This is a genomic window from Amycolatopsis sp. NPDC098790, assembly GCF_044759945.1.
Classification (GTDB): Bacteria; Actinomycetota; Actinomycetes; order Mycobacteriales; family Pseudonocardiaceae; genus Amycolatopsis.
On sequence record NZ_JBIWAI010000003.1, the window covers coordinates 700,520 to 722,964 of the forward strand.

The following is a 22,445-nucleotide window of genomic DNA, read 5'->3' on the forward strand; positions in this document are numbered from 1 at the left end:
CTACCGGTCACCCCGATCGGGTGTGGGCTCCTGGGGGTGCGGCCGCACCCGGTGGATGAGTTCGTGCACGGTCGCGTCCGCGAGCCGGTAGCGCACGACGCGTCCGGTGCGCTGCGCGGTGACCAGCCCGTGCGCCCGCAGCAGCCGCAGGGCCTGCGAAACCGCGGTGTCGGTCATGCCGGTGACCGCGGCGAGGTCGGTGACGCTGATTTCGCGGGCGTAGTGGATCGAGACGAGCAGCGCCAGCCGGGACGGGTCGGCGACGACGGAGAAGCGCTGGGCCCATTCGTCGATGACGGCGCGGTCGCCCAGCCCGTCGACCGCGGCCGCGACGCGTTCCGGGTCGATCAGCTTGCGGTCGGTGCTCACCCCCGGATGATTCCACCCGCCCCGCGGCCGGACCACCGGTGGCCTGGGTCACGCGCGCTTGACGCCGGCGGGCGCGCCGGGGGAAGCTGCGGTTAAGACAGTTGTCATAGTCGAGGAGCCGGGATGACCGACGTCGAAGCGCAGGTCCGTTCGAAGACCATCACGTGGCAGGACCCCCTGGCGACGGCTCGGCTCGGCGCCACCATGTCCGGGTTCGACTACCTGACGGCGGTCGCCGAGGGGCGCGTCCCCGGCCCGCCGATCGCCGCGCACTTCGGGCTGCGCTGGGAGCACATCGGCCACGGCGAGGTCGTCGCGGTCGCCGAGCCGGACGAGTCGCTGTACAACCCGATCGGGATGGTCCACGGCGGGGTCGCGGCCACGATGCTGGACTCGGTGGTGGGGTGCGCGGTGCACACGACGCTGCCGGCCGGCGTCGGCTACTCGTCGGTGGAGCTGAAGGTGAGCTACCTGCGCGCCATTCATGCGGGCCGCGGCGAGATCCGCGCGACCGGCCGGGTAGTTAAGGAGGGGTCGCGGATCGCGTTCGCCGAGGGGGAGATCCGCGACGCCGAGGGCAAGCTGCTGGCCACGGCGTCGGGGACCTGCGTCATCACGCGCTGAGGGGCTGCTTGACGTCCCAGTGCTCGACGAGGAGACCGTTCTCGACGCGCAGGATGTCGACGACGGCGCTGCCGGCCACGTGCTGGTGCACGAAGACGAGATCGTCTTCGGCGGCGACGTGCTTGATTTCCGCGGTGACGCCGGCCAGTGGTGAGTTCTTGACGGCCTCGGTGAAAGCGTCGCGCCCGTCGGGCAGGCCGGGGTTGTGGGTGACGAAATCGGGGTGCAGCGCGGCCTTCGCGGCTTCGAAGTCCTTGTTCACGAACAGGTTCTCGAAGCAGTCGAGGACGATCTTGCGGTTTTCGTTCATGGTCCGATTCTCGCGTGGGTGTCGATTACGTCGCGGGTAATCAGCGGGGCGGGCGGACGCGCCGGGCGCGGATCGCGTCGTCGCCGCCGAAGCGGCCGATGACGGCGGCGAGGAGTTCCCGGGTGTCGGCGACCCGCTCGGCGCCGAACTCCGTCTCCAGTTCGTTCTGGAGTTCGCTCCTGAGCTTGCGCGTGGCTTCGACGGCGGTCCGCGCGTGCTCGGTGAGGTGCAGGAGCTTGGTGCGCGCGTCACCGGGGTCGGGTTCGCGGCTGAGCAGCCCCCGGCGTTCGAGGTCGGCGACGGCCTTCGACGCGGCTTGCTGGGTGACGCCCATGCGGTCGGCCAGCGCGGTGATGGACAGCGGCGCGGCCAGGACGTGCTGGATGACGACGCCGTCGTTGAACCTCAGGTCCCCGAGACCCCGATCGGCGAGCCGCCGCTGGACCTCGTCGGTCATCGCCCAGCCGGCGAAGAGCGCTGTCAGCGAGAGGTCGAGGGTGCTAGGATGCACAACCATGGTTGTGGAATCTAGCAGAGTGCCGGCCGAGCTGGCCGGCGCGTTCGTGCGCGTGGCGCACCGGATCGTCTGGTGCACGCTGGTGACCGTCGACGGCCGGGGCCGGCCGCGGTCGCGGGTCGTCCACCCGATCTGGCAGGAGGGGCCGGCTGGGCTGACGGGCTGGCTGTTCACCCGCCCGACGCCCCTGAAGGTGGCGCACCTGGCGGCGTCGCCGTACGTGTCGTGCTCGTACTGGGACCCGCAGCACGAGGTGGCGGTGGCGGAGTGCCACGCGGAGTTCGCCGACGACGAGCCGGCGCGGAAGTACCTGTGGGAGCTGTTCGCGTCGACCCCGGAGCCACTGGGTTACGACCCGAAGATCCTGGGCGGCGAGGACTTCCGCGACCCGAAGATCACGGTGCTGAAGCTGACGCCGTGGCGCATCTCGACGGGCGGCGAAGCCTGGCGCGCGGCTTGAGCCGCGCCCGCGGAGGTCATGCCGGGTCGCCGAAGAACCGGCCTCGCTCGCACCGCTCGTCGATGTGCGCGTTCTCGGCCTCGGTCAGCTGCCGGATTTCGTGCGCCGGCACAGCTCAAGCCGCCCCGACCCGGCGGTCGAAGACCAGCCCTTCGGCCGCCCGCAGTCCCACGCTGATCGCCCCCGCCAGCACCGCGTCCTCGCCCAGCTCGCCCTGGACCACCTTCGGCACCAACGGCGTGAACGCCCGCAGCGCCCGGTCCAGCGGCTCCAGCAGCAGGTCCGCCGCGGTCCCCATCCCGCCGCCCAGGACGATCAGCTCCGGGTCGATCACCGCCGCCACCGAGGCCACCGTGTACGCCAGCCGGTCGGCCTCCGCTTCCAGGGCCTGGCGAGCCAGTTCGTCGCCCTCGCGGGCCAGGCGGAACACCTCGCGCGCCGATTTCGCCGTGCCCAGGCCGAGTTCGCGGGCGCCGCGGACCACCGACTGGGCCGCCGTCGCCTCCTCCAGGTGGCCGCGGGCCGGCGGCGTGCCGTCCTCCGACGACGAGCGCGTGCGGCCGTACGGGAGGTAGCCGATCTCGCCGGCCGCGCCCGTCGCGCCGCGGAACACCCGGCCGTCGACCATCATGCCCATGCCGACGCCCGTGCCGATCGTGATGCAGCCGAACACCGACGCCCCGCGCGCGGCGCCGCTCTCGCCCTCGCCGACCGCCGTCAGGTTCGCGTCGTTCTCCACCATCAGGTCCGGGCCCAGCTCGGCCTCGAGGTCGTCGATCAGGCCCGCCCGGCCCCAGCCCGGCAGGTTCGGCGCGTGCCGGAAGCAGCGCTTCTCCGGATCGGCGACGCCGGGGGAGCCGACCACGCGGACAACGATGTCGGCGGCCGACAGCCGCGCCTCCGCGACCGCCGAAGCCGCGATCTTGCCGACCGCCGTGACCAGCGCCGCCCCGGAGCGGGCGCTGTTGCGTTCGTCCCGCCGGGCCACGATCTTGCGGCCGAGGTCCGACACCGCGACGCGGATGTGCTCACGCCCGATGTCGACGCCCAGCACGTACCCCGCGGTCGGGTCGGCCTCGTACAGCACGGCCGAGCGACCGGTGCCGGTCGACGTCTGCCCGGTCGGGCGCGCCAGCCCGGCGGCTTCGAGCGCCAGCAACGCCTGGCTCACCGTCGGCTTCGACAGCCCGGTTTCCTTCGCCACCTGCGGCCGGGTCGCGGCCCCGCTGCGGCGCAGCAGGTCGAGCACCGCCCGCTGGTTGATCTTGCGCATCCCGGCGGGGGTCCCGACCGTTGGAGCGATTACGCCGGCCACCCGTGCCCGCCTCCACTCGTTCTCGTGCTTCCTGCCACGCTAGCCGTCCGAGTCCCGGTTTCGCCGGAATACGCCCGCTTCGGGACCCGTTGACCGGGGCATGAGCACTCCGGTACGCGGCCGGGTCCGCGTGGCACAAGGCGCGAAGCGGGTACGCGTGTTCCTCGGCGGGCAGCTCGTCGCGGACACCGTGCACCCCCTTCTGGTGTGGGAAGTCCCGTACTACCCCACGTACTACTTCCCGCGCGCGGACGTCGTGAGCGGCGTTCTCGCCCCCTCCGGCCGGACGTCGCACTCGCCCAGCCGCGGAGAAGGTGTTCTGTCGACGATAAAGGTCGGCCGGGCCGAGGCGGTGGACGGCGCGCTGGAGTACCCGGATTCGCCGATCGAGGAGCTGCGGGACCACGTCCGCTTCGAGTTCGGCGCGTTCGACTGGTTCGAAGAGGACGAGCAGATCTTCACGCACCCGCGCGACCCCGGCGTCCGGGTGGACGTCCTGCCGAGCTCGCGCCACGTGCGCATCGAGGTCGACGGCGTCACGGTCGCCGACACGGTCCGGCCGCACCTGCTGTTCGAGACCGGCCTGCCGACCCGCTACTACCTGCCCCGCGTGGACGTCCGGATGGACCTCCTGGACAAGATCGGCACGGTGACGCACTGCCCCTACAAGGGTGCCGCTGAGCACTTCGACGTGAGCGGCCACGAGGACCTGGCGTGGAGCTACCCGACGCCGCTGCCGGAGAGCACCCGCGTCGCCGGCCTGGTGGCGTTCCTCGACGAGAAGGTCGACGTCTTCGTCGACGGCGTCCGGCAGGAGCGGCCGAAGACGAAGTTCGCCTGAGCGGTGCTCAGGCCGCGTGCCGGCCGTGGGCCTGGCGGCGGAAGACGCGCGGCCTCGGCCGTCCCGCCGGGGCATCCACTGTGGACCCGGAGACCGACGTGCCTCCGTCGTCGGCCGTTGCCGCCGGCAGGGGTGCGCCGCCCCGGTCGCGGTGACCTCGGTGGACCGCCCACAGCAGCACCAGCCCCAGCACCACCAGGACGTGCGTCGCGAGGCGGGCGAGCGTCACCTGGCCCGCCGCCAGGTCGCCCGCCGACAGCACCAGCAGGACCCCGACGAACCCGGCCAGCAGCGGCAGCTGGCCGCCCGCCGTCTTCGGGCGGAGGACCGCCGTGAGCAGGCCGATGCCCACCGCCAGGTTCCACGCGCCGCTCTCGTGGCCGAGGTGGGCGGCGCCGTGCCCGCCGTCCGTGCCCAGCAGCTGCGCGAACGCCAGGCCGAGCTGCCCGATCGCCACCAGGCCCAGCGCGATCCGGGGTCCCCAGCCCTCGCCGGACGGCGCCGGCGTGCGCTCGAGGATCGCCGCCGTGAGGTCCGGGACCGCCGGCGCCGGGCGCAGCACCATCGCGCGGCGCAGGCCGGCCGCGGCCGCGAACCACTCCCGGCACGCCGCGCAGCCGTCCAGGTGCCGGTCGACGCCCGCGGGCTCGTCTTCGCCGTCCAGCCGGGCCGAAAGCCCTTCGCGGCACTCCTCGCACTTCACCTCCCAGTAGTCGGACGGCGGGTCCCTGCGGTTCCCGATCACTGCTGACTCCGCCTTCCTCCCCGCCGCCACCCTCAACCGAGGCGCTTCGCGCCGCTGTATCTTCCTCACATGACTCGCGGTGAGGACGACGAACGCGTCACCAGCCTGGCCATGGCCGCCGGCCGAGGCGACCGGGGCGCCCTCGAAGAGTGGGTCCGCGAGACGCAGGCGGACGTCTGGCGCTTCCTCGCCCACCTCACCGACGCCGCCGCGGCCGACGACCTGACGCAGGAGACCTACCTTCGCGCCTTCGGGAGCCTTCGCCGCTTCGCCGGGCGCTCGTCGTCGCGGACCTGGCTGCTGGCCATCGCGCGCCGGGTCGTCGTGGACCAGATCCGGGCCGCAGGCGCCCGCCCGAAGATCGCCGACACCGACTGGGAGGCCGCCGCCGAGCGCACGCGCGACCCCGCGGCCGGCTTCGAGGAGCTCGTCGAGCTGGGCCTGCTGCTCGACGGCCTGGAACCGGAGCGGCGCGAAGTCCTCGTCCTGACCCAGGTCCTCGGCCTGTCGTACGCCGAGGCCGCCGACGTCTGCGGCTGCCCGGTCGGCACGGTCCGCTCCCGCGTCGCCCGGGCCCGCGACGACCTGATCCAGGCCCGGCGCGCCCGCGGAGCCGGCTAGCGGACGCCCGGACCGTAGCGCCGCGCCGCCACAGCACCAGTCACGGTCCGAAATGGACCGATAAGCGGGACCAGCGCCGCCGCGCCGTAGGTGTCTTCGGCCCACGACCGGCGTTCGTCCACTTCGGACGTCACGCAGATCAGCCGGCCGGTCGCCCGCGTCGTGATCACGCCGTCTCGGACGCCGGGCCGGAAAACGGCGGGACGCGCGCCGCGTCCCGCCGTCGGGGTCAGCCGTCCGAGGACTGCTTCCAGAGGTTGATGCCGGCTTCGGTCGCGTGGCCGTCGATCTCGGTCAGCTCCTCGGAGGAGAAGTCGAGGTTGCCGAGCGCGCCGACGTTGTCCTCCAGCTGCTTGACGCTGCTGGCGCCGATCAGCACCGACGTCACGCGGCTGTCGCGCAACGCCCACGCGAGCGCCAGCTGCGCCAGCGACTGGCCGCGCCGGCCCGCGATGTCGTTGAGCGCGCGGACGCGGTTCAGGCGGTTCTCGTCGAGCGTGCCCGGGTCGAGCGACTTCCCCTGCGCCGCCCGCGAATCCGCGGGGACGCCCTTCAGGTACTTGTCGGTCAGCAGCCCCTGCGCGAGCGGCGAGAACGCGATGCAGCCCGCGCCCACGTCGGCCAGGGTGTCGAGGAGCCCGTCCTCTTCGATCCAGCGGTTCAGCATCGAGTACGACGGCTGGTGGATCAGCAGCGGCGTGCCGAGCTCGCGCAGCAGCCGCGCGGCTTCGGCGGTCCGCTCGGAGCTGTACGACGAAATCCCGACGTAAAGCGCTTTCCCGGCGCGGACGGCGGCGTCGAGCGCCCCGACCGTCTCTTCCAGGGGTGTCTCGGGGTCGAACCGGTGAGAGTAGAAGATGTCGACGTAGTCCAGGCCCATCCGGCCCAGCGACTGGTCCAGTGAGGACAGCAGGTACTTGCGGGAGCCCCACTCGCCGTACGGGCCGGGCCACATGTCGTAGCCGGCCTTGGTCGAGATCACCAGCTCGTCGCGGTACGGCTTGAAGTCGGTGGCCAGCAGCCGCCCGAAGTTCTCCTCCGCCGAGCCGTAGGGCGGGCCGTAGTTGTTGGCCAGGTCGAAGTGCGTGATGCCGAGGTCGAACGCGCGGCGTGTGATGTCGCGCTGGGTCTGCAGCGGCTTGTCGTGGCCGAAGTTGTGCCACAGCCCGAGGGAGATCGCGGGCAGCTTGAGCCCGGAACGCCCGCAGCGCCGGTAGGGGATCGTTTCGTATCGGCCGGAAGCCGCAACGTAGGTCACGCGCCCGATGCTAGCCCGCCCGTCGGGTACGCTCCTGGTGAGCGACCGCTTAGGAGGCACGTGGTGGGCACCGGATTCTTCACCTCCGTCGACGACGTGTCGGCCAAGCTGGCCGAGGCCGGTTACCTGGCGTCGACGGCCGTGGCGACGACGGTGTTCCTCGCCGACCGGCTCGGCAAGCCGCTGCTGGTCGAGGGCCCCGCCGGCGTCGGCAAGACCGAGCTCGCCAAGGCCGTCGCCCAGGTCAGCGGCTCGCGGCTGGTGCGCCTGCAGTGCTACGAGGGCATCGACGAGGCCCGCGCGCTCTACGAGTGGAACCACGCGAAGCAGCTGCTGCGGATCACCGCCGGCCGCGACGAGACGTGGGAGCAGGCGCGCACCGACATCTTCGGCGAGGAGTTCCTGCTGCGCCGCCCGCTGCTGACGGCGATCTCGTCGGACGAGCCGACCGTGCTGCTCATCGACGAGACCGACAAGGCGGACATGGAGGTCGAGGGCCTGCTGCTGGAAGTGCTCGGCGACTTCCAGGTCACCGTGCCGGAGCTGGGCACGATCACCGCGACGCGCGCGCCCTTCGCCGTGCTGACGTCGAACGCGACGCGCGAGCTGTCCGAAGCGCTGCGCCGCCGGTGCCTCTTCCTGCACATCGACTTCCCGGACGAGGACCTCGAACGCGACATCGTCCGGCTCAAGGTCCCGGGCATCGACGCCGCCCTCGCCGATTCCGTCGTCCGGGTGATCGCCGCACTGCGCGCGATGGACCTGCGCAAGCTGCCCTCGGTCGCCGAAACCATCGACTGGGCGCGCACGCTCCTCGCGCTCGGCGCCTCGACCCTGGACGACGACGTCGTGCGGGAGAGCCTCGGCGTCGTTCTCAAGCACCAGGACGACATCGCCAAGGCCGGCGCCGGCTTGAAGCTCGAACAGGTCCTGGACGCGTCGTGACCGGCGGCGTGCCGGAGCGGCTCGCGTCGTTCGTCCGGGCCCTGCGGACCCAGGGCATCCCGGCCGGCCCCGCCGAGACCGTCGACGCCGCGGCCGCACTGGAGGTCCTCGGCCTGGACGACCGCTCGCTCGTCCGGGAAGGCCTGGCCGCGGCGCTGGTCCGGCGCGGCGGGCAGCGCGCGGTCTTCGACGCCGCGTTCGACCTGTACTTCCCGGCCGGGATCGGCGCACCGGAACGGGCTCGCGAAGAGCCGTCGACGCTGGAGGAGCTGCGCGCGGAACTCGCGACGGCGCTGGCCGACGGCGACCAGCAGGGCCTGGCCCAGCTCGCCGGGCTGGCCGTCGACATGCTGGGTCAGTACGGCTCGACGTCCGGACCGGGCGGCGGCTTCTCGGCCCACCAGACGCTGGAGCGGCTCCAGCCGCAGACGCTCATCGCGCGCGTGCTGGCCGCGGTGCGCGGCGGCGGCGCCCGGGGCGAGTTCACCGACCGGCTCGACCGCGACGAGATCCGCCGCCGCGTCGAAGGCTTCCGCGGCCAGGTCCGCACCGAGGCGCGCCGGCGGGCGGCCGAGGTCCGCGGCCGCGAGCGCGTCGCCAAGCACGCGATCGCGCCGTCACCCGACCGCGTCGACTTCCTGATCGCCAGCCGCACCCAGCTCGCCGAGCTGCGGCGCACGATCCAGCCGCTGTCCCGCAAGCTCGCGACGCGCCTTGCCGCCCGCCGCAAGCGGACCACGCGCGGGCAGATCGACCTGCGCCGCACGCTGCGGCGATCGCTCTCCACCGGCGGGGTCCCGCTGCGCCCGGCCTACCGCCACCGGCGGCCCGGGCGGCCGGAGATCGTGCTGCTGTGCGACCTGTCCGGCTCGGTGGCCGGCTTCGCGAACTTCACGATGCTGCTGGTCCAGGCGCTGCGCGACCAGTTCAGCAAGATCCGCGTGTTCGCGTTCGTCGACAGCGCGGACGAGGTCACCCACCTGGTCACCACCGGCGCCGCCGACCCCGAGCACCTGGGCGCGCGCATGCTGTCCGAAGCGGCGCTGGTGCGCTGGGACGGCCACAGCGACTACGGCGGCTCGCTGCGCCAGTTCACGGCGAACTGGCTCGACGCGGTCGGCCCGCGGACGTCGGTGCTGATCCTCGGCGACGCCCGCACCAACGGCGGCGACCCCAACCTCGACGCCGTCCGCGAGATCAAGTCCCGCGCCCGGCACGTCTACTGGCTGAACCCGGAGCGGCGGTCCCTGTGGTCGACCGGCGACTCGGCGGCGCTGGAGTACGCCGAGGTCGTCGAGATGCACGAGTGCCGCACGGTGCACCAGCTCGGCACCCTGGTCACCCGCCTGCTGCCGGTGTGAGCCAGGCGTCGATGTCTTCGAGGGCCGTTCGCTTCGTCGCTTCGGGGGCGAAGGACGCCGTGACGCTCGCCCGCGCGAAGTTCGCCATCGCGGTGTCGTCGTAACCGAACGCGTCGCGGACGCGCGCGTACTCCGCGGCCAGGTTCGCGCCGGTGACCGACGGGACGTCGGTGTTGAGCGTGACCGTCAGGCCGGCTTCGACGAGCCGGGGGAGCGGGTGCTCGGCCGGCGACGGGACCAGGCCGAGCGTCACGTTCGACGACGGGCAGACCTCCAAGGCCAGCCCTCGTTCGCGCACCTCGGCGACGAGCGACGGGTCGTCGAGGACGCGGATGCCGTGGCCGAGCCGTTCGGTGCGGCCGACGTCGAGGGCTTCGCGGATGCTGTCCGGGCCGGCGTCCTCGCCCGTGTGGTGCAGCAGGTGGAGGCCGGCCGCGCGGGCCTTCTCGAAGACCGTCGCGAAAGGACGGAGGGAGTGGTTTTCCTCGCCGGCCATGCCGATCGCGAAGACTTCGTCGTACTTCAGTGCGAGGTCGAGGGTGCGCTCGGCCCGGTCGACGGAACGACGTCGCGAATGGTCCAGCAGCAGCCGCCATTCCAGGCCGGCGGTGCTTTCGTTCAGTCCTTTGAGGACGGATTCCAGCGGCATCGCGAGGTCGCCGAGGCGTTCTCCGTGCGAGGCCGCGGTGAACGTGATCTCGGCGTAGCGCGTGCCCTGGGCGACTTCGTCTTCGCAGTACTCGCGGGCGATGCGCTCGAAGTCTTCGGGACGCCGGAGACACGAACGGATGAGCCCGTTGTAGTCGGCGAAGGCGCGGAAGCCGTCGAACACCGGCGCCTCGGGCGGGACGTCGACGCCGTTCGCCTCGCCCAGCTCGCGGAGGGTGCCCGGCCGGATCGTGCTCTCCAGGTGGACGTGCAGGTGGGCCTTCGGCAGGGCCGCCAGGTCGCGCATGATCGCGAGCCTAAAGGCGCGCGGTGGCGGCTCGCGCGGCATTTTCCGGACGCCGTCACGGGCCCGTCACTCTCCGCGCCGAGGTTTGGCGGTCGTCACACGGGGAACCTCCGGGTGGTTCGTCCGCGTTGTCAGGATGACCGGAACCCGATGAGGGAGGACCACCGTGCCGTTGATGCGCAAACTGACCATGCTGGCCGGGGCCGCTGGCGCGGCCCGTGCCTACGCGAAGAAGAACCCCGAAAAGGTGAACCAGGTCGTCGGCAAGGCGGCCAAGTTCGTCGACGACAAGACCAAGGGCAAGTACCACCAGCAGATCGCCGGCGCGGTCCGCAAGGTCAACTCGGTGACCGGCCCGGACGGCCGCCCGGGCCCGGCCGCCCGGTAGGTCACTCCGCCGTCAGCACCTCGAGGACGCCTTCGCCGTACTTGGCGAGCTTGTTCTCACCGACGCCGCTGACCGTGCCCAGCGCGGCCAGTGACGACGGCCGCTGCGTGGCGATCTGACGCAGGGTCGCGTCGTGGAAGACGACGTACGCGGGCACCCCTTGCTCCTTCGCGACGCCGGCCCGCCAAGCGCGCAGGCGCTCGAACAGCGGGGCCGCCTCCGCCGGCATGTCCGCCGCGGGGGCGGCCTTGCGCGCGCTGCGGACCCGGGCGGCCGCGGCGCGCTCGGGCTCGCGGCGCAGCAGCACTTCGCGGCCACCGCCCAGCACCTCGGCGCTGGCTTCGGTGAGCACCAGCGAGCCGTAGTCGCCTTCGACGGCCAGCAGGCCCTGGGCCAGCAGCTGCCGGACGACCGCGCGCCACTCCGGCTCGCGCAGCTCGGTGCCGATGCCGAACGTCTTGAGCGTGTCGTGCTGGAACTGGGTGACCTTCGGCGTGGTCTTGCCGAGCAGGATGTCGATCACCTGACCCGCGCCGAACTTCTGCCGCCGTTCGTTGCGCAGCCGCACGATCGTCGACAGGAGCTTCTGCGCCGGGATCGTGCCGTCCCACTTCTCCGGCGGGCTCAGGCACGTGTCGCAGTTGCCGCAGGGCTCGGCCTGCTGCCCGAAGTAGTTCAGGATCTGCACGCGCCGGCATTCGACCGTTTCGCACAGCGCGAGCATCGCGTTCAGGTGCGCGCCGAGCCGGCGCCGGTGCGCCTCGTCGCCCTCGGACGTGTCGATCATCTTGCGCTGCTGCACGACGTCCTGCAGCCCGTACGCCAGCCACGCGGTGGACGGCAGCCCGTCCCGGCCCGCGCGCCCGGTCTCCTGGTAGTAGCCCTCGACGGACTTCGGCAGGTCGAGGTGCGCGACGAACCGGACGTCCGGCTTGTCGATGCCCATCCCGAACGCGATCGTGGCGACCACGATCAGGCCGTCCTCGCGCAGGAACCGCGACTGGTGCTTCGCGCGGGTGCGCGAGTCGAGGCCCGCGTGGTAGGGCACCGCCGGGATCCCGTTCTGCACCAGGAACTCCGCGGTCTTCTCGACCGAGTTCCGGGACAGGCAGTAGACGATCCCCGCGTCGCCCTTGTGCTCGGTCTGCAGGAGTTCCAGGAGTTGTCGCTGCGGCGAGTTCTTGCCGACGATCCGGTACTGGATGTTCGGCCGGTCGAAGCTGGCGACGAAGTGGCGGGCTTCGTCGAGCTTCAGGCGCGCCGAGATCTCCTGGTGCGTCGCTTCGGTCGCCGTCGCGGTCAGCGCGATCCGCGGCACGTCCGGCCAGCGTTCGTGCAGCGAGGACAGCGCCAGGTACTCCGGCCGGAAGTCGTGGCCCCACTGGGAGACGCAGTGCGCTTCGTCGATCGCGAACAAGGAGATCTTGCCGCGGTCGAACAGCCGCGCGGTGGACTCCATCGAGAGCCGTTCCGGTGCCAGGTAGAGCAGGTCGAGCTCGCCGGCCAGGAACGCCGACTCGACCTCCTGGCGAGCCGCGTAGTCCTGCGTGGAGTTGAGGAACCCGGCGCGGACACCGGCGTTGCGCAGCGCGTCGACCTGGTCCTGCATCAGCGCGATCAGGGGCGAGACCACCACGCCCACGCCCGGCCGCACCAGCGCGGGAATCTGGTAGCACAACGACTTCCCGCCGCCGGTGGGCATCAGCACGAGCGCGTCGCCGCCCGCGACCACGTGCTCGACGATCGCCGCCTGGTCGCCGCGGAAGCTGTCGTAACCGAACACGCGCCGGAGGGTCTCCAGCGCGTCGGACACGGTCGCGAGGTCGGTGTCTGCCACCCGGCCGACTATAGAGCGGGGGTCCGACAGTTGCGGCCCGGCCCGCCGCGGGGTGGCAGACTGGGCGCGTGGAGTACTGGCCGGTCCCCGATCTGGCCGCGCATTTCGCCGGTGCGTGGCGGTTCGACCGTGAAATCCGCACCGCCGACGGCGATCCGGCGGGAGACGTCACCGGCACCGTGACCTTCACCGAGGAGGACGGTGTCCTCGTCTACCGCGAAGCCGGCGAACTGCGGCTCGGCGGGTACACCGGACCCGTGACCCGCGAGCTGCACTACCGGCCCACCGCGCCCGGCCGCGCCGACGTGCACTTCGACCACGGCGGCTTCTTCCACGCCGTCGACCTGCGTGCCGGGCACTGGGACGCGGACCACCCCTGCCGCGACGACTTCTACCGCGGGAGTTACCGCGTGCTCGACGCGCGCCGCTGGCGGCAGGAGTGGGCGGTCCGCGGGCCGGCGAAGGACCACGTGATCGTCACCCGGTTCAGCCGGCCGCCGGGCTGAGCAGGTCGGCCAGGTCGATCCGGCGGAGGAACTCGCTCCGGATGCGGTCGCCGACCTCGGCGACCAGCCACCCGCCGTCGTCGGCCGGGTCGACGTGCACCCGGAACGGCCGCCGCCCCTTCGGCAGGTCCACCACGCGCGCCAGCTCTTCGGCGACGACGGCGACGTCCGCGTCCGCCGGGGTGATCTCGGCCAGCTTCGCCGCGACGTGGTCGGTCAGGCCTGCGTACCGCTCTTCGTAGGCCTTCGCGACGGCCTCGTCGGCCGGGTGCCCGGAGTTCGGGAAGTGGTTGGTGCCCGCGGTGAACGCACCCGGCACGACGATCGTGGTGTCGATCCCGAAGCGCGCCACTTCGGCGGCGTAGGAAACCGCGAGGCTGTCCATCGCCGCCTTCGCTGCGAAGTACGGCGCCAGGTAGGGCGGGGTGCCGCCGCGGACGCTGCTGCTCGACACCCACACCAGCAGCCCGTCGCCCTGGGCGCGCAGGTGGGGGAGGGCGGCGCGGTTGACGCGCTGGGTGCCGATCGCGTTGGTGTCGTAGAGCTGCGCGAGCTGCTCCGGCGTGAACGCCTCGGCCGGGCCGAGCACCATGTGCCCGGCGTTGTGCACGACGACGTCCAGCCTGCCGTGCTCGGCGACGATCCGTTCGACGGCCGCGTCGGCCGAGTCCTGGCTGGAAACGTCCAGTTCGACGGACCGCAGGTCGACGCCGTGTTCCCCGGCGAACGCCGCGGCGGCTTCGACCTGGGGCGCGTTGCGGCCGGTGGTCGCGCGCATCCCGGCGTAGACGGTGTGCCCGGCGCGGGCCAGCGCCCGGGCGGAGAGGGCGCCGATCCCGCTGGAGGCGCCGGTGACGACGATGATCACGACGTCCCTCCTCAGACGATTCCGCCGTTGGCGCGCAGCACCTGGCCGTTGACCCAGCGGGCCGGGCCGGCGAGGAACGCGACGACCTCGGCGATGTCCTCGGGCTTGCCGAGGCGCTCGAGCGGCGGCTGCTTGGCCATCCGCTCGACGGTCTCCTCGTCCTTGCCGTCGAGGAACAACGCGGTCGCCGTCGGGCCGGGCGCGACGGTGTTGACGGTGATGTCGCGGCCGCGCAGCTCGCGCGCCAGGATCATGGTGATCGCCTCGACCGCGCCCTTGGTCGCGTTGTAGATGCCGTAGCCCGGCAGGTTCAGACCGAGCACTGACGTCGAGGTGGTGATCACGGCACCGCCGTCGCGGACGCGCTTGGCGGCCTGCTGGGCCACCGCGAACGTGCCGCGGATGTTGGTGCGGTGCACCCGGTCGAGGACCTCGAAGTCGGTGTCGGCGATCGGTGTCGGCGCGTTCATCACGCCGGCCAGGTGGGCGACGACGTCCACGCCGCCGAACGTGGCCTCGGCGGTGTCGAACAGCTCCGCGACCTGGGCGGGTTCGGCGACGTCGGCGCGGACGGCGATCGCCCGGCCACCGCGCTCGGTGATGGCGTCGACCGCGGCCTGCGCCTCCTTTTCGTTGCCGGCGTAGTTGACGACGACGGCCATGCCGTCGGCGGCCAGGCGCTCGGCGACCTGGCGGCCGATGCCGCGGGAGCCGCCGGTGACGATCGCGACGCGGGACTCGGTGGTGGTGCTCATCGCTGCCTTCCTTCTGCTCGTAACGCTGCTTCCCTCTTGCTGTTATCGACGATAGCACTCCGATGGTAACAACGCTAGTCGTTGACTGTTATCGTCGTTACATCGCCGGTGGCGCCTCGGCATCCGGCGGTATCCGGGCCGCCGGTCGGCCGAATCGCGGATAAACGCAGTTTTCGGCTCTCCGGTTGCGGGCACACCGGTCGCATCGGGGGCGACATCCGTGAAGGAGATTGCGCAATGCCCACATGGCTGATCATCGTGATCGTCGTCGTGGCCGTCGCGGTGCTCGGCGCCGTGATTTGGCTTGTGACGCAGGAGATGCAGCGCAAACGGCTGCAGCAGCGGTTCGGCCCGGAGTACGAGCGGGTCGTCAAGGAAAGCGACAACCCCCGTGCGGCGCAACGGGAACTCGCCGAGCGGGAACGCCGGCACAAGGAGCTCGACATCCGCCCGCTGTCGGCCTCGGCGCGCGAGCGCTACGCCCGGGAATGGGCGCAGGTGCAGGAGAAGTTCGTCGACCAGCCCGCCGAAGCGGTCAGCGAAGCGGACCGGCTCCTCGTGGCGCTGATGGGCGAACGCGGCTACCCGACCGAAGGCTACGAGCAGCAGGTGACCGACCTTTCCGTCCGCCACGCCAAGACGCTGGAGCACTACCGCGCCGCGCACACGACGCAGCAGAAGCGTGACGGAGCGTCCACAGAGGACCTGCGCGACGCGATGGTGCGCTACCGGACCGTCTTCGAGGACCTGCTGACCGACGGTGCCGACGACGAGCACCACGACCACGACCGTGACCATGACCGCGACCGTGACCGGGACGACGACCGCGAGCACGACCACCACGAGCGCCGGAACGGCCACGACCACGACGGCGCCGACCGTCGCGACACCGCCAAGGAAGAACACCAGGCGTCCGCGCAGCCGCGGACCGAGTGGAACGGAGGACGCTGACCATGACCGAACACCTGACCCGGCACAGCGCCGACCACGACGACGACTTCGCCCGTGACGACGTGACCCGCGACGGCACCGCCGAAGTCCCCGACCAGGAGCGGACCGACTTCCGCGAGCCGGGCACCGACGTGGACCGCGGCACCGACCTGGACCGCGGCGCCGACGTGGACCGCGGCACCGGCCAGGACCAGAACCTGAGCACCGCCGACCTGGCTTCGGCGTCGGCGGGCCCGGACACGGCCGGCACGACCACGGAAACCAAGCCGGCGCAGTCGGGTGGCGACGTCGAGACGCCGCCGCTGATCGACGAGGACAAGGTCACCGGGTTCCGCGACCGCTGGCAGAACGTGCAGACCGGCTTCGTCGACGACCCGAAGCAGGCCGTGCAGCAGGCCGACGAGCTCGTGGCCGCCGTGATCAGCGCGCTGGCCACGACGTTCGCCGAGCACAAGGGCGAGCTGGAAGCGCAGTGGCAGCAGGGCGAACCGGCCACCGAGGAGCTGCGGATCGCGCTGCGCCGCTACCGCTCGTTCTTCGACCAACTGCTGCCGCGGTAGCCGGATCCGTTTGCCGGCGGGCATGATCGGGTAGCACGCCGGTGAACGGGTTCAGCAACGGGAGGCAGCCGATGAACGTGGCCGATCTGCTCGTCGACGGGTTCGGCCGGGTCCGGGAGAACGTGCACGCGGCGGTGGAAGGGCTCACCGCCGCGCAGCTCCGGACCCGGCTGGACGACGAGGCCAACTCGATCGCCTGGCTGGTGTGGCACCTGACCCGGGTCCAGGACGACCACGTCGCGGACGTGGCCGGAGTCGAGCAGGTGTGGACCGGCCAGGACTGGCTTTCCCGTTTCGGCCTCCCGTTCCCCGCCGGCGACACCGGCTACGGCCACCGCCCGGCCGACGTCGAGGCGGTGCGGGTGGACGATCCCGGCCTGCTCACCGGCTACTACGACGCCGTGCACGAGCAGACCGTCCGGTTCGTCGAGAACCTGGACGCGAAGGCGCTCGACCGGATCGTCGACGAGGCGTGGGACCCGCCGGTATCGCTGGGCGTCCGCCTGGTCAGCGTCCTCGACGACGACATCCAGCACGCCGGCCAGGCGATGTTCGTCCGCGGCGTCCTGGAACGCCGCTAGGCTTCGTAGCCGTCGCCGCGGTGGCCGTCCAGGCGCTGCGGGCCGGGCCCGTCGGCGCCGAGCCGGTCGCCCGGGTTGGCGAGCCGGCACTTGGCCAGCGACATGCACCCGCAGCCGATGCAGTCGGTGAGCTGGTCGCGCAGCTGTTCCATCTGGCGGATCCGCGCGGTGAGGTCCTCCTGCCAGCACTTCGAGATCCGCGCCCAGTCGGCCCGGGTCGGCGTGCGGTCGTCGGGCAGGAGCGCGAGCACCTCCCGGATCGCCGACAGCGGCATGCCGACCCGCTGCGACATCCGGATGAAGGTCACCCGCCGCAGTGCGTCGCGGCAGTAGCGGCGCTGGTTCCCGGCGGTGCGGCGGCTGCGGATGAGACCTTCGTCCTCGTAGAACCGCAGGGCCGAAGCGGGCACCCCGCTGCGCCGCGAGAGTTCGCCGACGCTCAGGTCCGGCAGCGTCCGGGCTGTGGCGTTCACCATGCTTCCCAGCCAACCACAGGCGCGCGCTTGACTTCAAGCGAGCTTGAAGTCTGATCCTGGCCCGGACGGCAACAACGCCGCTGTGCCAAGGAGGAAGTGTGTCCGAAGCTCCCGTGCGGGTCGCGGTGATCGTGGGAAGTGTCCGGGAAGGACGGTTCGGCCCGGTGGTCGCGGACTGGCTGGCCGGCGTCGCCGAACAGCACGGCGGGTTCGCGGTCGACGTGGTCGACCTGGCCGAGTCCGACCTACCGCTGGCGCTCCCGGCGTTCGGAGCGACGCCACCGCCGTCGGTGGCCGCCGAGGTGGCGAAGGTGTCGCCGCGGCTCGAGGCGGCCGACGCATTCGTCGTGGTCACGCCGGAGTACAACCACAGTTACCCGGCCTCGCTGAAGAACGCGATCGACTGGCATCGCGGCGAGTGGGCGGCCAAGCCGGTGGCGTTCGTCTCGTACGGCGGGATGTCGGGCGGCCTGCGGGCGGTCGAGCACCTGCGGGCGGTCTTCGCCGAGCTGCACGCGGTCACGATCCGCGAGACGGTCAGCTTCCACGGCGCCCACACGCGCTTCGGCCCGGACGGCACCCCGACGGACGACGCGGCGGCGATCGCGGCGAAGGCGATGCTCGGCCAGCTGGGCTGGTGGGCGCGATCGCTGACGGAGGCCCGCGCGGCCCGGCCGTACCCCGGAGCTTGACTTGAAGCCCGCTTGAAGGCCGACGATGGCGGGCATGACCTCGGAGCTACTGGCTCGGCTCGACCTGGCGGACTCGCTGCCGGGCGCGGCGGACCTGCGCGAAGCGACGTATGAGCTGCTGCGGTGCGGCCCGGGCGACCGGGTGCTGGACGTCGGCTGCGGCGGAGGCCGGGCGGTCGCGGAGTTGTGCGCCCGCGGGGCGCGCGCGGTGGGCGCGGATCTCGACCCGCGAATGCTCGCGGCGGCCCGGGCGCGGAGTGCGGGTGGGCCGCCGGGCTTTCCGGCGGCTGATGGCTCGGCGGTCCCGGCACCTGCCCTCGCGGCCCGGGCGCGCGGGTCGTCTCCGGCGGCGGAGTTCGTCGAGGCCGATGTGCTCCGGTTGCCGTTCGCCGATGGTGAGTTCCGCGGCTACCGCGCCGACAAGGTGCTGCACGAACTCGCCGATCCGGCGGCGGCCGTCGCCGAGGCGCGGCGGGTGCTGGCTCCCGGCGGGCGGATCGTGTTGTGCGGGCAGGACTGGGACACCCTCGTCCTCGACTCGGACCGGCCGGCCTTGACCCGCGCCCTCGTGCACGCCCGCGCCGACGCCGTCGCCGGTCCCCGGGCCGCCCGGCAGTACCGGGCCCTGCTCGTCGATGCCGGGTTCACCGAGGTCGCCGTCGAAGTCCGGACGGTCGTCGACACCGACGGCGGCCTCCGGCCCCTGCTCGACGGTCTCGCCGCCGCGGCCCGGGACACCGGCGTCGCGACGGACGCCCAGCTCGACGCCTGGCTGGGAGAGCAATCCACGCGCGCCGACGCCGGGCGGTTCTTCCTGGCCGTCCCGATCTTCGTCGCCTCGGCGACGAAACGTCCACAGTAGACAGTGCTCAGGACGCCTGGCACGCCTGGTACGGCAGCTGGACGTCCGGCCCGGAAACGGCGATGGTGCCGTCGATCGAGTACCCGCCGTCGGCCGCCAGCGCCGCGAACGCCGTGCACACCAGCTGGTTGACCCCGACCCCGGCGATCGGCTTCAGGGGGAACGAAACGTCGATCGTCGCCGGCGGGCCGGGGACCAGCGCGATCGATCCGGCCCGGCGCGGCAGGGCCGACACGTACCCGTCGGCTCGCTCGGCCTCGGTCGGTCCGTCCAGCAGAGTCGACAAGGCCGCTTCGGCACCCCTCCCGTTGACGATCGGGCGCGTCACCGGGGCCACCCGCCCGTCGAGGACGAAGTAGAGGATCACCTCGGCGTCGCGGCCCGGGCCACCCGGGTTGCGCAGCGTCGGAGCCGGCCCGGCCGGGACGACCCCGGTCGGCTTGACGCCGCACGCGCTCACCAGCAGGACCACGGCCAGGACGAGGAGCTTCTTCACCGCATCTCCCCGAACCCGGACCGGACCTCGCGCGGCAGCCGCAGCTCGAACCGGGCGCCGGTGCCGGTGTTGGCCGCGACGATGTCGCCGCCGTGCAGCCGCGCGTTCTCGCGCGCGATGGACAGCCCGAGCCCGCTGCCCTCGGACCGCGCCCGGGACGTGTCCGCCTTGGCGAACCGGTCGAAGATCCGCGGCAGCACCTCGTCCGGGATGCCCGGCCCGTGGTCGGTGACGGTCAGCACGACGGCCCCGGCGTCGGCCCGCAGCACCACCTCGACCGGCGGTGCGCCGTGCCGCAGCGCGTTGCCGACGAGGTTCGCCACGACGATGTCCAGCCGCCGCCGGTCGAGCGCGGCCGTGATCCCCGCCGGCAGGTCGGCGACGACAGTGGCGTTTTTGGAGTTTTCGGAGTCTCCGGACCCGGGCTCCCAGCCGCGCGCGGTGAGGCTGTCGGTGACCGCGGCGGCGACGTCCAGCTCCTCCCGGCGCAGCTCGGCCCGGCCGGCGTCGAACCGGGAGATCTCGATCAGGTCCTGCACCAGCCGGGTCAGCCGTTTCGTCTCCGCCGAGACCAGCCGCGCGGCCACCGCGGTGTCCGCCGGGAGCTGGCCCGCGTCCTCGTCGAGGACGTCGGTGACCGCGTTCATCGCCGCGAGCGGCGTCCGCAGCTCGTGCGAGACGTCGGCGACGAACCGCCGCGCGTCGGCCTCCATCGCGCGCAGCGTGCCGACCGTGCGCTCCAGCTCCGCGGCGGTGTTGTTGAACGTCGTGACCAGCTGCGCGAGCTCGTCGGAACCCTTGACGCGCAGCCGCACGTCGAGCCGGCCGCGGCCGAGCTGGTCCGCCGCGGTGTTCAGCGCGCGCACCGGCCGCAGCACCTGCCGCGCCGCCAGCAGCGCCACCGCCACGGCGAACGGGAGCGCGAGCGCGGCCGTCTGCCACGCCGTCCGGGTCAGTTCCTCGATCGCGGCCTGCTGCTGGCCCAGCGGTGCCATCGCGTAGACCTCGAGGCCGCTCGTCCGCCCCGACGCGGTCTGCACCGGGATCCCGACGAAGAACATCGGGAACCCCTGGACGACGACCCGCTGGAACTGGATGTTCGTGCTGTTCGCCACCGCCTCGCGCAGCGACCCCGGCACGTCCTGCGGCGCCATGCCCGACGTCGAGTGCAGATCGCGGTAGACGACCAGCGCGCCGCTGGGCTTGAGCGCGCTCGAGAACGCGTCGAGCGTGGCCTGGGTCGGCGGCAGCGACACGGTCGGCAGGTACGCGACGATCTGGTCGCGCAGCTTCAGCATCGTCTGGTCCTGGATGCCCTCGAGGATGGCGTTGCGCGCGGAGACGTAGCTCGCGCCGGCCGCGGCCGTGGCGCCGAGGATCATGATGACCGCGAACGCGGCGACCAGCCGGGGCCGCAGCCCGGCGAGCCACGAGCGGATCCGCCGGATCACGACCGGCCGAACCGGTAGCCGAACCCCCGGACCGTCTGGACGTACTCCGGCTTCGCCGGCACGTCTTCGATCTTCGCGCGCAGCCGCTGCACGCACGCGTCGACCAGCCGCGAGTCGCCGAGGTAGTCGTGGTCCCAGACGGCGGAGAGGATCTGCTGGCGGCTGTACACCTGCCCCGGCGTGCGCGAGAGCTCAAGCAGCAGCTTCAGCTCGGTCGGGGTCAGCGACACCGGCGCTCCGCGCTTGGTCACCTCGAGCCCCGCCCGGTCGATCACCAGGTCGCCGTGGCGTTCCTCGGGTTCCGGCGGCTCGCCCGGCCGCTCGGCGACGCCCCGCCGCAGCACCGCCCGGATCCGCGCGTCCAGCACCCGTGGTTCGACCGGTTTGGCGACGTAGTCGTCGGCGCCCGCTTCGAGCCCGGCCACGACGTCGAAGTCGTCGCTGCGCGCGGTGAGCATGATGATCGGGATCGGCCCGGACGCCCGCATCCGGCGGCACGTCTCGAAGCCGTCCATGCCGGGCAGCATCAGGTCGAGCACGACGATGTCGGGCCGGTGCCGCACCAGCACCTCGATGCCGAGCTCGCCCGATTCGGCCGTGTGCACCACGTGTCCCTGCCGGCGCAGGGCCAGCTGCAGTCCTTCCCGCACCGCCGCGTCGTCTTCTACCACCAGTACCTCGGCCACGGCGCCATTATTCGGAAAAGCGCACGTCGTGGCGACCCGGGCGGATCTTGTAGCAAAACCATGACATCGCGCTGACGGGATCCCGAAATGCCGCCACCAGACTCGGGGACATGGCAGTGACCATTTCCGAGACGCGACCTGTTCCCGTCCGCCACGCCCTCGTGACCAGGGCGGTGTCCCGCACCGCCGTGCTCGCGGCGAGCGCGGCCGGGTTCGCCTTCGCCTTCGTCGCGGCCTACGTGCTCTTCGTCCGCACCGAGGCCGGGCGCAGCGTCGAGAACGGCGTCGTCCGCAGCGCCCAGTCCGCGGGGACCACAGTGGACTGGGCCGGTCCGCTGCGGCAGGCCGACCAGGTGGTCCTGCTGGGCGGCGTGGCGGTGCTGGTGCTGGTGATCGCCCTGGTGCGGCGCCGGTTCGCCCTCGGGATGACGGCTCTGCTCCTGCTCACCGCGCCACTGGTGGTGGCGCAGCTGCTCAAGCTGTACGTCCTGGACCGGCCGAGCACGGGCGACCGGTTCGGCGTGGCGAGCCACAACAGCTTCCCGAGCGGGCACGTCAGCGCGGCGATGGCCGTGCTGGTGGCGCTCGCGATCGTCCTGCCGCGCCGCTACCGTCCGCAGGCCCTGGTGCTCGGCGGCGTCGGCGTCGCCTGGGTCGCCGCCGCGACGGTGGCGCTGGGCTGGCACCGGTTGAGCGACACCGTCGGCGGCTGCCTCCTGGTCGCCGCGGTCACCTGCGCCGGGGCGGCGGTGGTGTCCGCCCGCCGCCCCGACGGTGACCGGGTGCCGCCCCTGCCGGTGCTGTGCGGGCTGCTCGCCCCGGTCGCCCTGGTGCTGGTGGGGTACTTGGTGCTCGGGACGGCGACGTCCGGTGCCGCCCAGTTCGTCGCCGCGATGGTGCTGGCCGCGCTGTCGGCGATGGCGGTGGTGGTGCTGCTGGTCGGGCCGCTGCGGCGGGTGGCGTTCGACCCGGCCGAGGCCAGGGTCCGGCGGCTCCTGCGCCGCTGACCGGGCCA

Annotated in this window: 29 protein-coding genes; 14 read left to right on the forward strand and 15 right to left on the reverse strand. The window is 72.5% G+C overall.

Annotated features, from left to right (window positions below; all coding sequences use genetic code 11):
- Complete coding sequence (locus tag ACIQWX_RS28450) at positions 1 to 369, reverse strand: ArsR/SmtB family transcription factor (protein ID WP_372666998.1); 369 nt, start codon at positions 367 to 369, stop codon at positions 1 to 3.
- Between the two features lie 123 nt (positions 370 to 492).
- Between ACIQWX_RS28450 and ACIQWX_RS28455 the strand changes: the two genes are divergently transcribed.
- On the forward strand, positions 493 to 993 hold the full coding sequence (locus ACIQWX_RS28455) for a PaaI family thioesterase (RefSeq protein WP_400877236.1): 501 nt from the start codon (positions 493 to 495) through the stop codon (positions 991 to 993).
- On the opposite strand, the gene ACIQWX_RS28460 is transcribed toward ACIQWX_RS28455, so the two are convergent.
- Together ACIQWX_RS28460 and ACIQWX_RS28465 are read right to left on the reverse strand one after the other, a co-directional pair.
- Positions 983 to 1,303 (reverse strand): nuclear transport factor 2 family protein, encoded by a 321-nt coding sequence (locus ACIQWX_RS28460; protein ID WP_400877238.1) that lies wholly within the window; start codon positions 1,301 to 1,303, stop codon positions 983 to 985. The two genes, ACIQWX_RS28455 and ACIQWX_RS28460, sit on opposite strands and share 11 nt — an antisense overlap.
- A 40-nt stretch (positions 1,304 to 1,343) precedes the next feature.
- Positions 1,344 to 1,820, reverse strand: a complete 477-nt coding sequence (locus ACIQWX_RS28465; protein ID WP_400877240.1) for a MarR family winged helix-turn-helix transcriptional regulator — start codon at positions 1,818 to 1,820, stop codon at positions 1,344 to 1,346.
- Here ACIQWX_RS28465 and ACIQWX_RS28470 point away from each other — a divergent pair.
- On the forward strand, positions 1,819 to 2,280 hold the full coding sequence (locus tag ACIQWX_RS28470; protein ID WP_400877242.1) for a pyridoxamine 5'-phosphate oxidase family protein: 462 nt from the start codon (positions 1,819 to 1,821) through the stop codon (positions 2,278 to 2,280). The genes ACIQWX_RS28465 and ACIQWX_RS28470 overlap by 2 nt on opposite strands.
- Before the next feature lie 115 nt (positions 2,281 to 2,395).
- Here ACIQWX_RS28470 and ACIQWX_RS28475 read toward each other — a convergent pair whose 3' ends face one another.
- A complete protein-coding gene (locus ACIQWX_RS28475; protein ID WP_400877244.1) occupies positions 2,396 to 3,553 on the reverse strand; it encodes an ROK family protein in 1,158 nt (385 codons plus the stop codon).
- A gap of 142 nt (positions 3,554 to 3,695) precedes the next feature.
- Here ACIQWX_RS28475 and ACIQWX_RS28480 point away from each other — a divergent pair, with 142 nt between their 5' ends.
- The gene (locus ACIQWX_RS28480; RefSeq protein WP_400877246.1) at positions 3,696 to 4,436 is read left to right on the forward strand and encodes a DUF427 domain-containing protein; all 741 of its coding nucleotides are present in this window, start codon (positions 3,696 to 3,698) and stop codon (positions 4,434 to 4,436) included.
- A 7-nt stretch (positions 4,437 to 4,443) separates the two neighbouring features.
- On the opposite strand, the gene ACIQWX_RS28485 is transcribed toward ACIQWX_RS28480, so the two are convergent.
- Complete coding sequence (locus ACIQWX_RS28485) at positions 4,444 to 5,181, reverse strand: hypothetical protein (protein ID WP_400877247.1); 738 nt, start codon at positions 5,179 to 5,181, stop codon at positions 4,444 to 4,446.
- A gap of 69 nt (positions 5,182 to 5,250) precedes the next feature.
- On the opposite strand from ACIQWX_RS28485, the gene ACIQWX_RS28490 reads away from it, so the two are divergent.
- Complete coding sequence (locus ACIQWX_RS28490) at positions 5,251 to 5,802, forward strand: sigma-70 family RNA polymerase sigma factor (protein WP_400877249.1); 552 nt, start codon at positions 5,251 to 5,253, stop codon at positions 5,800 to 5,802.
- Here the strand turns inward: ACIQWX_RS28490 and ACIQWX_RS28495 are convergent.
- Both ACIQWX_RS28495 and mgrA read right to left on the reverse strand, forming a co-directional pair.
- A complete protein-coding gene (locus ACIQWX_RS28495) occupies positions 5,799 to 5,972 on the reverse strand; it encodes a hypothetical protein (RefSeq protein ID WP_400877251.1) in 174 nt (57 codons plus the stop codon). The two genes, ACIQWX_RS28490 and ACIQWX_RS28495, sit on opposite strands and share 4 nt — an antisense overlap.
- A gap of 59 nt (positions 5,973 to 6,031) precedes the next feature.
- Entirely contained in the window at positions 6,032 to 7,060 is a 1,029-nt protein-coding gene (gene mgrA, locus ACIQWX_RS28500; RefSeq protein ID WP_400877253.1) for an L-glyceraldehyde 3-phosphate reductase, read from the reverse strand.
- 63 nt (positions 7,061 to 7,123) lie between these two features.
- Here mgrA and ACIQWX_RS28505 point away from each other — a divergent pair, with 63 nt between their 5' ends.
- A complete protein-coding gene (locus ACIQWX_RS28505; RefSeq protein WP_400877254.1) occupies positions 7,124 to 8,005 on the forward strand; it encodes an AAA family ATPase in 882 nt (293 codons plus the stop codon).
- Positions 8,002 to 9,366, forward strand: coding sequence for a VWA domain-containing protein (locus ACIQWX_RS28510; RefSeq protein WP_400877255.1), 1,365 nt, complete (start codon positions 8,002 to 8,004; stop codon positions 9,364 to 9,366). Before ACIQWX_RS28505 ends, ACIQWX_RS28510 begins: the two co-directional genes overlap by 4 nt.
- Here the strand turns inward: ACIQWX_RS28510 and add are convergent.
- Positions 9,344 to 10,321: an adenosine deaminase gene (gene add, locus ACIQWX_RS28515; RefSeq protein ID WP_400877257.1), complete on the reverse strand. Its 978-nt coding sequence runs from the start codon at positions 10,319 to 10,321 to the stop codon at positions 9,344 to 9,346. The two genes, ACIQWX_RS28510 and add, sit on opposite strands and share 23 nt — an antisense overlap.
- A 175-nt stretch (positions 10,322 to 10,496) precedes the next feature.
- Between add and ACIQWX_RS28520 the strand changes: the two genes are divergently transcribed.
- Complete coding sequence (locus ACIQWX_RS28520; RefSeq protein WP_400877258.1) at positions 10,497 to 10,709, forward strand: antitoxin; 213 nt, start codon at positions 10,497 to 10,499, stop codon at positions 10,707 to 10,709.
- 1 nt (position 10,710) lies between these two features.
- Here the strand turns inward: ACIQWX_RS28520 and recQ are convergent, their stop codons facing one another.
- Positions 10,711 to 12,546: a DNA helicase RecQ gene (recQ, locus tag ACIQWX_RS28525; protein ID WP_400877260.1), complete on the reverse strand. Its 1,836-nt coding sequence runs from the start codon at positions 12,544 to 12,546 to the stop codon at positions 10,711 to 10,713.
- A gap of 68 nt (positions 12,547 to 12,614) precedes the next feature.
- On the opposite strand from recQ, the gene ACIQWX_RS28530 reads away from it, so the two are divergent.
- Positions 12,615 to 13,052 carry a DUF6314 family protein gene (locus ACIQWX_RS28530; protein WP_400877262.1) on the forward strand — a complete coding sequence of 146 codons (438 nt, stop codon included), beginning with the start codon at positions 12,615 to 12,617 and terminating at the stop codon, positions 13,050 to 13,052.
- On the opposite strand, the gene ACIQWX_RS28535 is transcribed toward ACIQWX_RS28530, so the two are convergent.
- A complete protein-coding gene (locus ACIQWX_RS28535) occupies positions 13,033 to 13,920 on the reverse strand; it encodes an SDR family oxidoreductase (protein ID WP_400877263.1) in 888 nt (295 codons plus the stop codon). The genes ACIQWX_RS28530 and ACIQWX_RS28535 overlap by 20 nt on opposite strands.
- Positions 13,921 to 13,931: 11 nt before the next feature.
- Positions 13,932 to 14,675 (reverse strand): SDR family oxidoreductase, encoded by a 744-nt coding sequence (locus ACIQWX_RS28540; RefSeq protein WP_400877265.1) that lies wholly within the window; start codon positions 14,673 to 14,675, stop codon positions 13,932 to 13,934.
- 237 nt (positions 14,676 to 14,912) lie between these two features.
- On the opposite strand from ACIQWX_RS28540, the gene ACIQWX_RS28545 reads away from it, so the two are divergent.
- The 3 genes from ACIQWX_RS28545 to ACIQWX_RS28555 all read left to right on the forward strand — a co-directional run bounded on the left by ACIQWX_RS28545 (position 14,913) and on the right by ACIQWX_RS28555 (position 16,767).
- Positions 14,913 to 15,626 carry a hypothetical protein gene (locus tag ACIQWX_RS28545; protein ID WP_400877267.1) on the forward strand — a complete coding sequence of 238 codons (714 nt, stop codon included), beginning with the start codon at positions 14,913 to 14,915 and terminating at the stop codon, positions 15,624 to 15,626.
- Positions 15,627 to 15,628: 2 nt separating this feature from the next.
- A complete protein-coding gene (locus tag ACIQWX_RS28550) occupies positions 15,629 to 16,186 on the forward strand; it encodes a hypothetical protein (RefSeq protein WP_400877268.1) in 558 nt (185 codons plus the stop codon).
- A 71-nt stretch (positions 16,187 to 16,257) separates the two neighbouring features.
- A complete protein-coding gene (locus ACIQWX_RS28555; protein ID WP_400877269.1) occupies positions 16,258 to 16,767 on the forward strand; it encodes a DUF664 domain-containing protein in 510 nt (169 codons plus the stop codon).
- Here ACIQWX_RS28555 and soxR read toward each other — a convergent pair.
- Entirely contained in the window at positions 16,764 to 17,243 is a 480-nt protein-coding gene (gene soxR, locus ACIQWX_RS28560; protein WP_400877271.1) for a redox-sensitive transcriptional activator SoxR, read from the reverse strand. The two genes, ACIQWX_RS28555 and soxR, sit on opposite strands and share 4 nt — an antisense overlap.
- A gap of 98 nt (positions 17,244 to 17,341) precedes the next feature.
- On the opposite strand from soxR, the gene ACIQWX_RS28565 reads away from it, so the two are divergent.
- Entirely contained in the window at positions 17,342 to 17,935 is a 594-nt protein-coding gene (locus ACIQWX_RS28565; protein ID WP_400877273.1) for an NADPH-dependent FMN reductase, read from the forward strand.
- A 34-nt stretch (positions 17,936 to 17,969) separates the two neighbouring features.
- Positions 17,970 to 18,797 (forward strand): methyltransferase domain-containing protein, encoded by an 828-nt coding sequence (locus ACIQWX_RS28570; RefSeq protein WP_400877274.1) that lies wholly within the window; start codon positions 17,970 to 17,972, stop codon positions 18,795 to 18,797.
- Positions 18,798 to 18,804: 7 nt separating this feature from the next.
- Here ACIQWX_RS28570 and ACIQWX_RS28575 read toward each other — a convergent pair whose 3' ends face one another.
- The 3 genes from ACIQWX_RS28575 to ACIQWX_RS28585 all read right to left on the reverse strand — a co-directional run bounded on the left by ACIQWX_RS28575 (position 18,805) and on the right by ACIQWX_RS28585 (position 21,430).
- Positions 18,805 to 19,293, reverse strand: coding sequence for a hypothetical protein (locus tag ACIQWX_RS28575; RefSeq protein ID WP_400877275.1), 489 nt, complete (start codon positions 19,291 to 19,293; stop codon positions 18,805 to 18,807).
- Entirely contained in the window at positions 19,290 to 20,675 is a 1,386-nt protein-coding gene (locus ACIQWX_RS28580; protein ID WP_400877615.1) for an ATP-binding protein, read from the reverse strand. Before ACIQWX_RS28580 ends, ACIQWX_RS28575 begins: the two co-directional genes overlap by 4 nt.
- 65 nt (positions 20,676 to 20,740) lie before the next feature.
- Entirely contained in the window at positions 20,741 to 21,430 is a 690-nt protein-coding gene (locus tag ACIQWX_RS28585; protein WP_400877276.1) for a response regulator, read from the reverse strand.
- A 110-nt stretch (positions 21,431 to 21,540) separates the two neighbouring features.
- Here ACIQWX_RS28585 and ACIQWX_RS28590 point away from each other — a divergent pair, with 110 nt between their 5' ends.
- A complete protein-coding gene (locus ACIQWX_RS28590) occupies positions 21,541 to 22,437 on the forward strand; it encodes a phosphatase PAP2 family protein (RefSeq protein ID WP_400877278.1) in 897 nt (298 codons plus the stop codon).
- Positions 22,438 to 22,445 lie beyond the last annotated feature (8 nt).

Bases quoted from the DNA above. Each gene is read 5' to 3' on its own strand.
- ACIQWX_RS28455 (WP_400877236.1), top strand. From the start codon at position 493: ATGACCGACGTCGAAGCGCAGGTCCGTTCGAAGACCATCACGTGGCAG.
- ACIQWX_RS28460 (WP_400877238.1), bottom strand. From the start codon at position 1,303: ATGAACGAAAACCGCAAGATCGTCCTCGACTGCTTCGAGAACCTGTTC.
- ACIQWX_RS28470 (WP_400877242.1), top strand. From the start codon at position 1,819: ATGGTTGTGGAATCTAGCAGAGTGCCGGCCGAGCTGGCCGGCGCGTTC.
- ACIQWX_RS28465 (WP_400877240.1), bottom strand. From the start codon at position 1,820: ATGGTTGTGCATCCTAGCACCCTCGACCTCTCGCTGACAGCGCTCTTC.
- ACIQWX_RS28475 (WP_400877244.1), bottom strand. From the start codon at position 3,553: ATGCGCAAGATCAACCAGCGGGCGGTGCTCGACCTGCTGCGCCGCAGC.
- ACIQWX_RS28480 (WP_400877246.1), top strand. From the start codon at position 3,696: ATGAGCACTCCGGTACGCGGCCGGGTCCGCGTGGCACAAGGCGCGAAG.
- ACIQWX_RS28490 (WP_400877249.1), top strand. From the start codon at position 5,251: ATGACTCGCGGTGAGGACGACGAACGCGTCACCAGCCTGGCCATGGCC.
- add (WP_400877257.1), bottom strand. From the start codon at position 10,321: ATGCGCGACCTGGCGGCCCTGCCGAAGGCCCACCTGCACGTCCACCTG.
- ACIQWX_RS28520 (WP_400877258.1), top strand. From the start codon at position 10,497: ATGCGCAAACTGACCATGCTGGCCGGGGCCGCTGGCGCGGCCCGTGCC.
- ACIQWX_RS28540 (WP_400877265.1), bottom strand. From the start codon at position 14,675: ATGAGCACCACCACCGAGTCCCGCGTCGCGATCGTCACCGGCGGCTCC.
- ACIQWX_RS28545 (WP_400877267.1), top strand. From the start codon at position 14,913: ATGCCCACATGGCTGATCATCGTGATCGTCGTCGTGGCCGTCGCGGTG.
- ACIQWX_RS28550 (WP_400877268.1), top strand. From the start codon at position 15,629: ATGACCGAACACCTGACCCGGCACAGCGCCGACCACGACGACGACTTC.
- ACIQWX_RS28555 (WP_400877269.1), top strand. From the start codon at position 16,258: ATGAACGTGGCCGATCTGCTCGTCGACGGGTTCGGCCGGGTCCGGGAG.
- soxR (WP_400877271.1), bottom strand. From the start codon at position 17,243: ATGGTGAACGCCACAGCCCGGACGCTGCCGGACCTGAGCGTCGGCGAA.
- ACIQWX_RS28570 (WP_400877274.1), top strand. From the start codon at position 17,970: ATGACCTCGGAGCTACTGGCTCGGCTCGACCTGGCGGACTCGCTGCCG.
- ACIQWX_RS28580 (WP_400877615.1), bottom strand. From the start codon at position 20,675: ATGATCCTCGGCGCCACGGCCGCGGCCGGCGCGAGCTACGTCTCCGCG.
- ACIQWX_RS28590 (WP_400877278.1), top strand. From the start codon at position 21,541: ATGGCAGTGACCATTTCCGAGACGCGACCTGTTCCCGTCCGCCACGCC.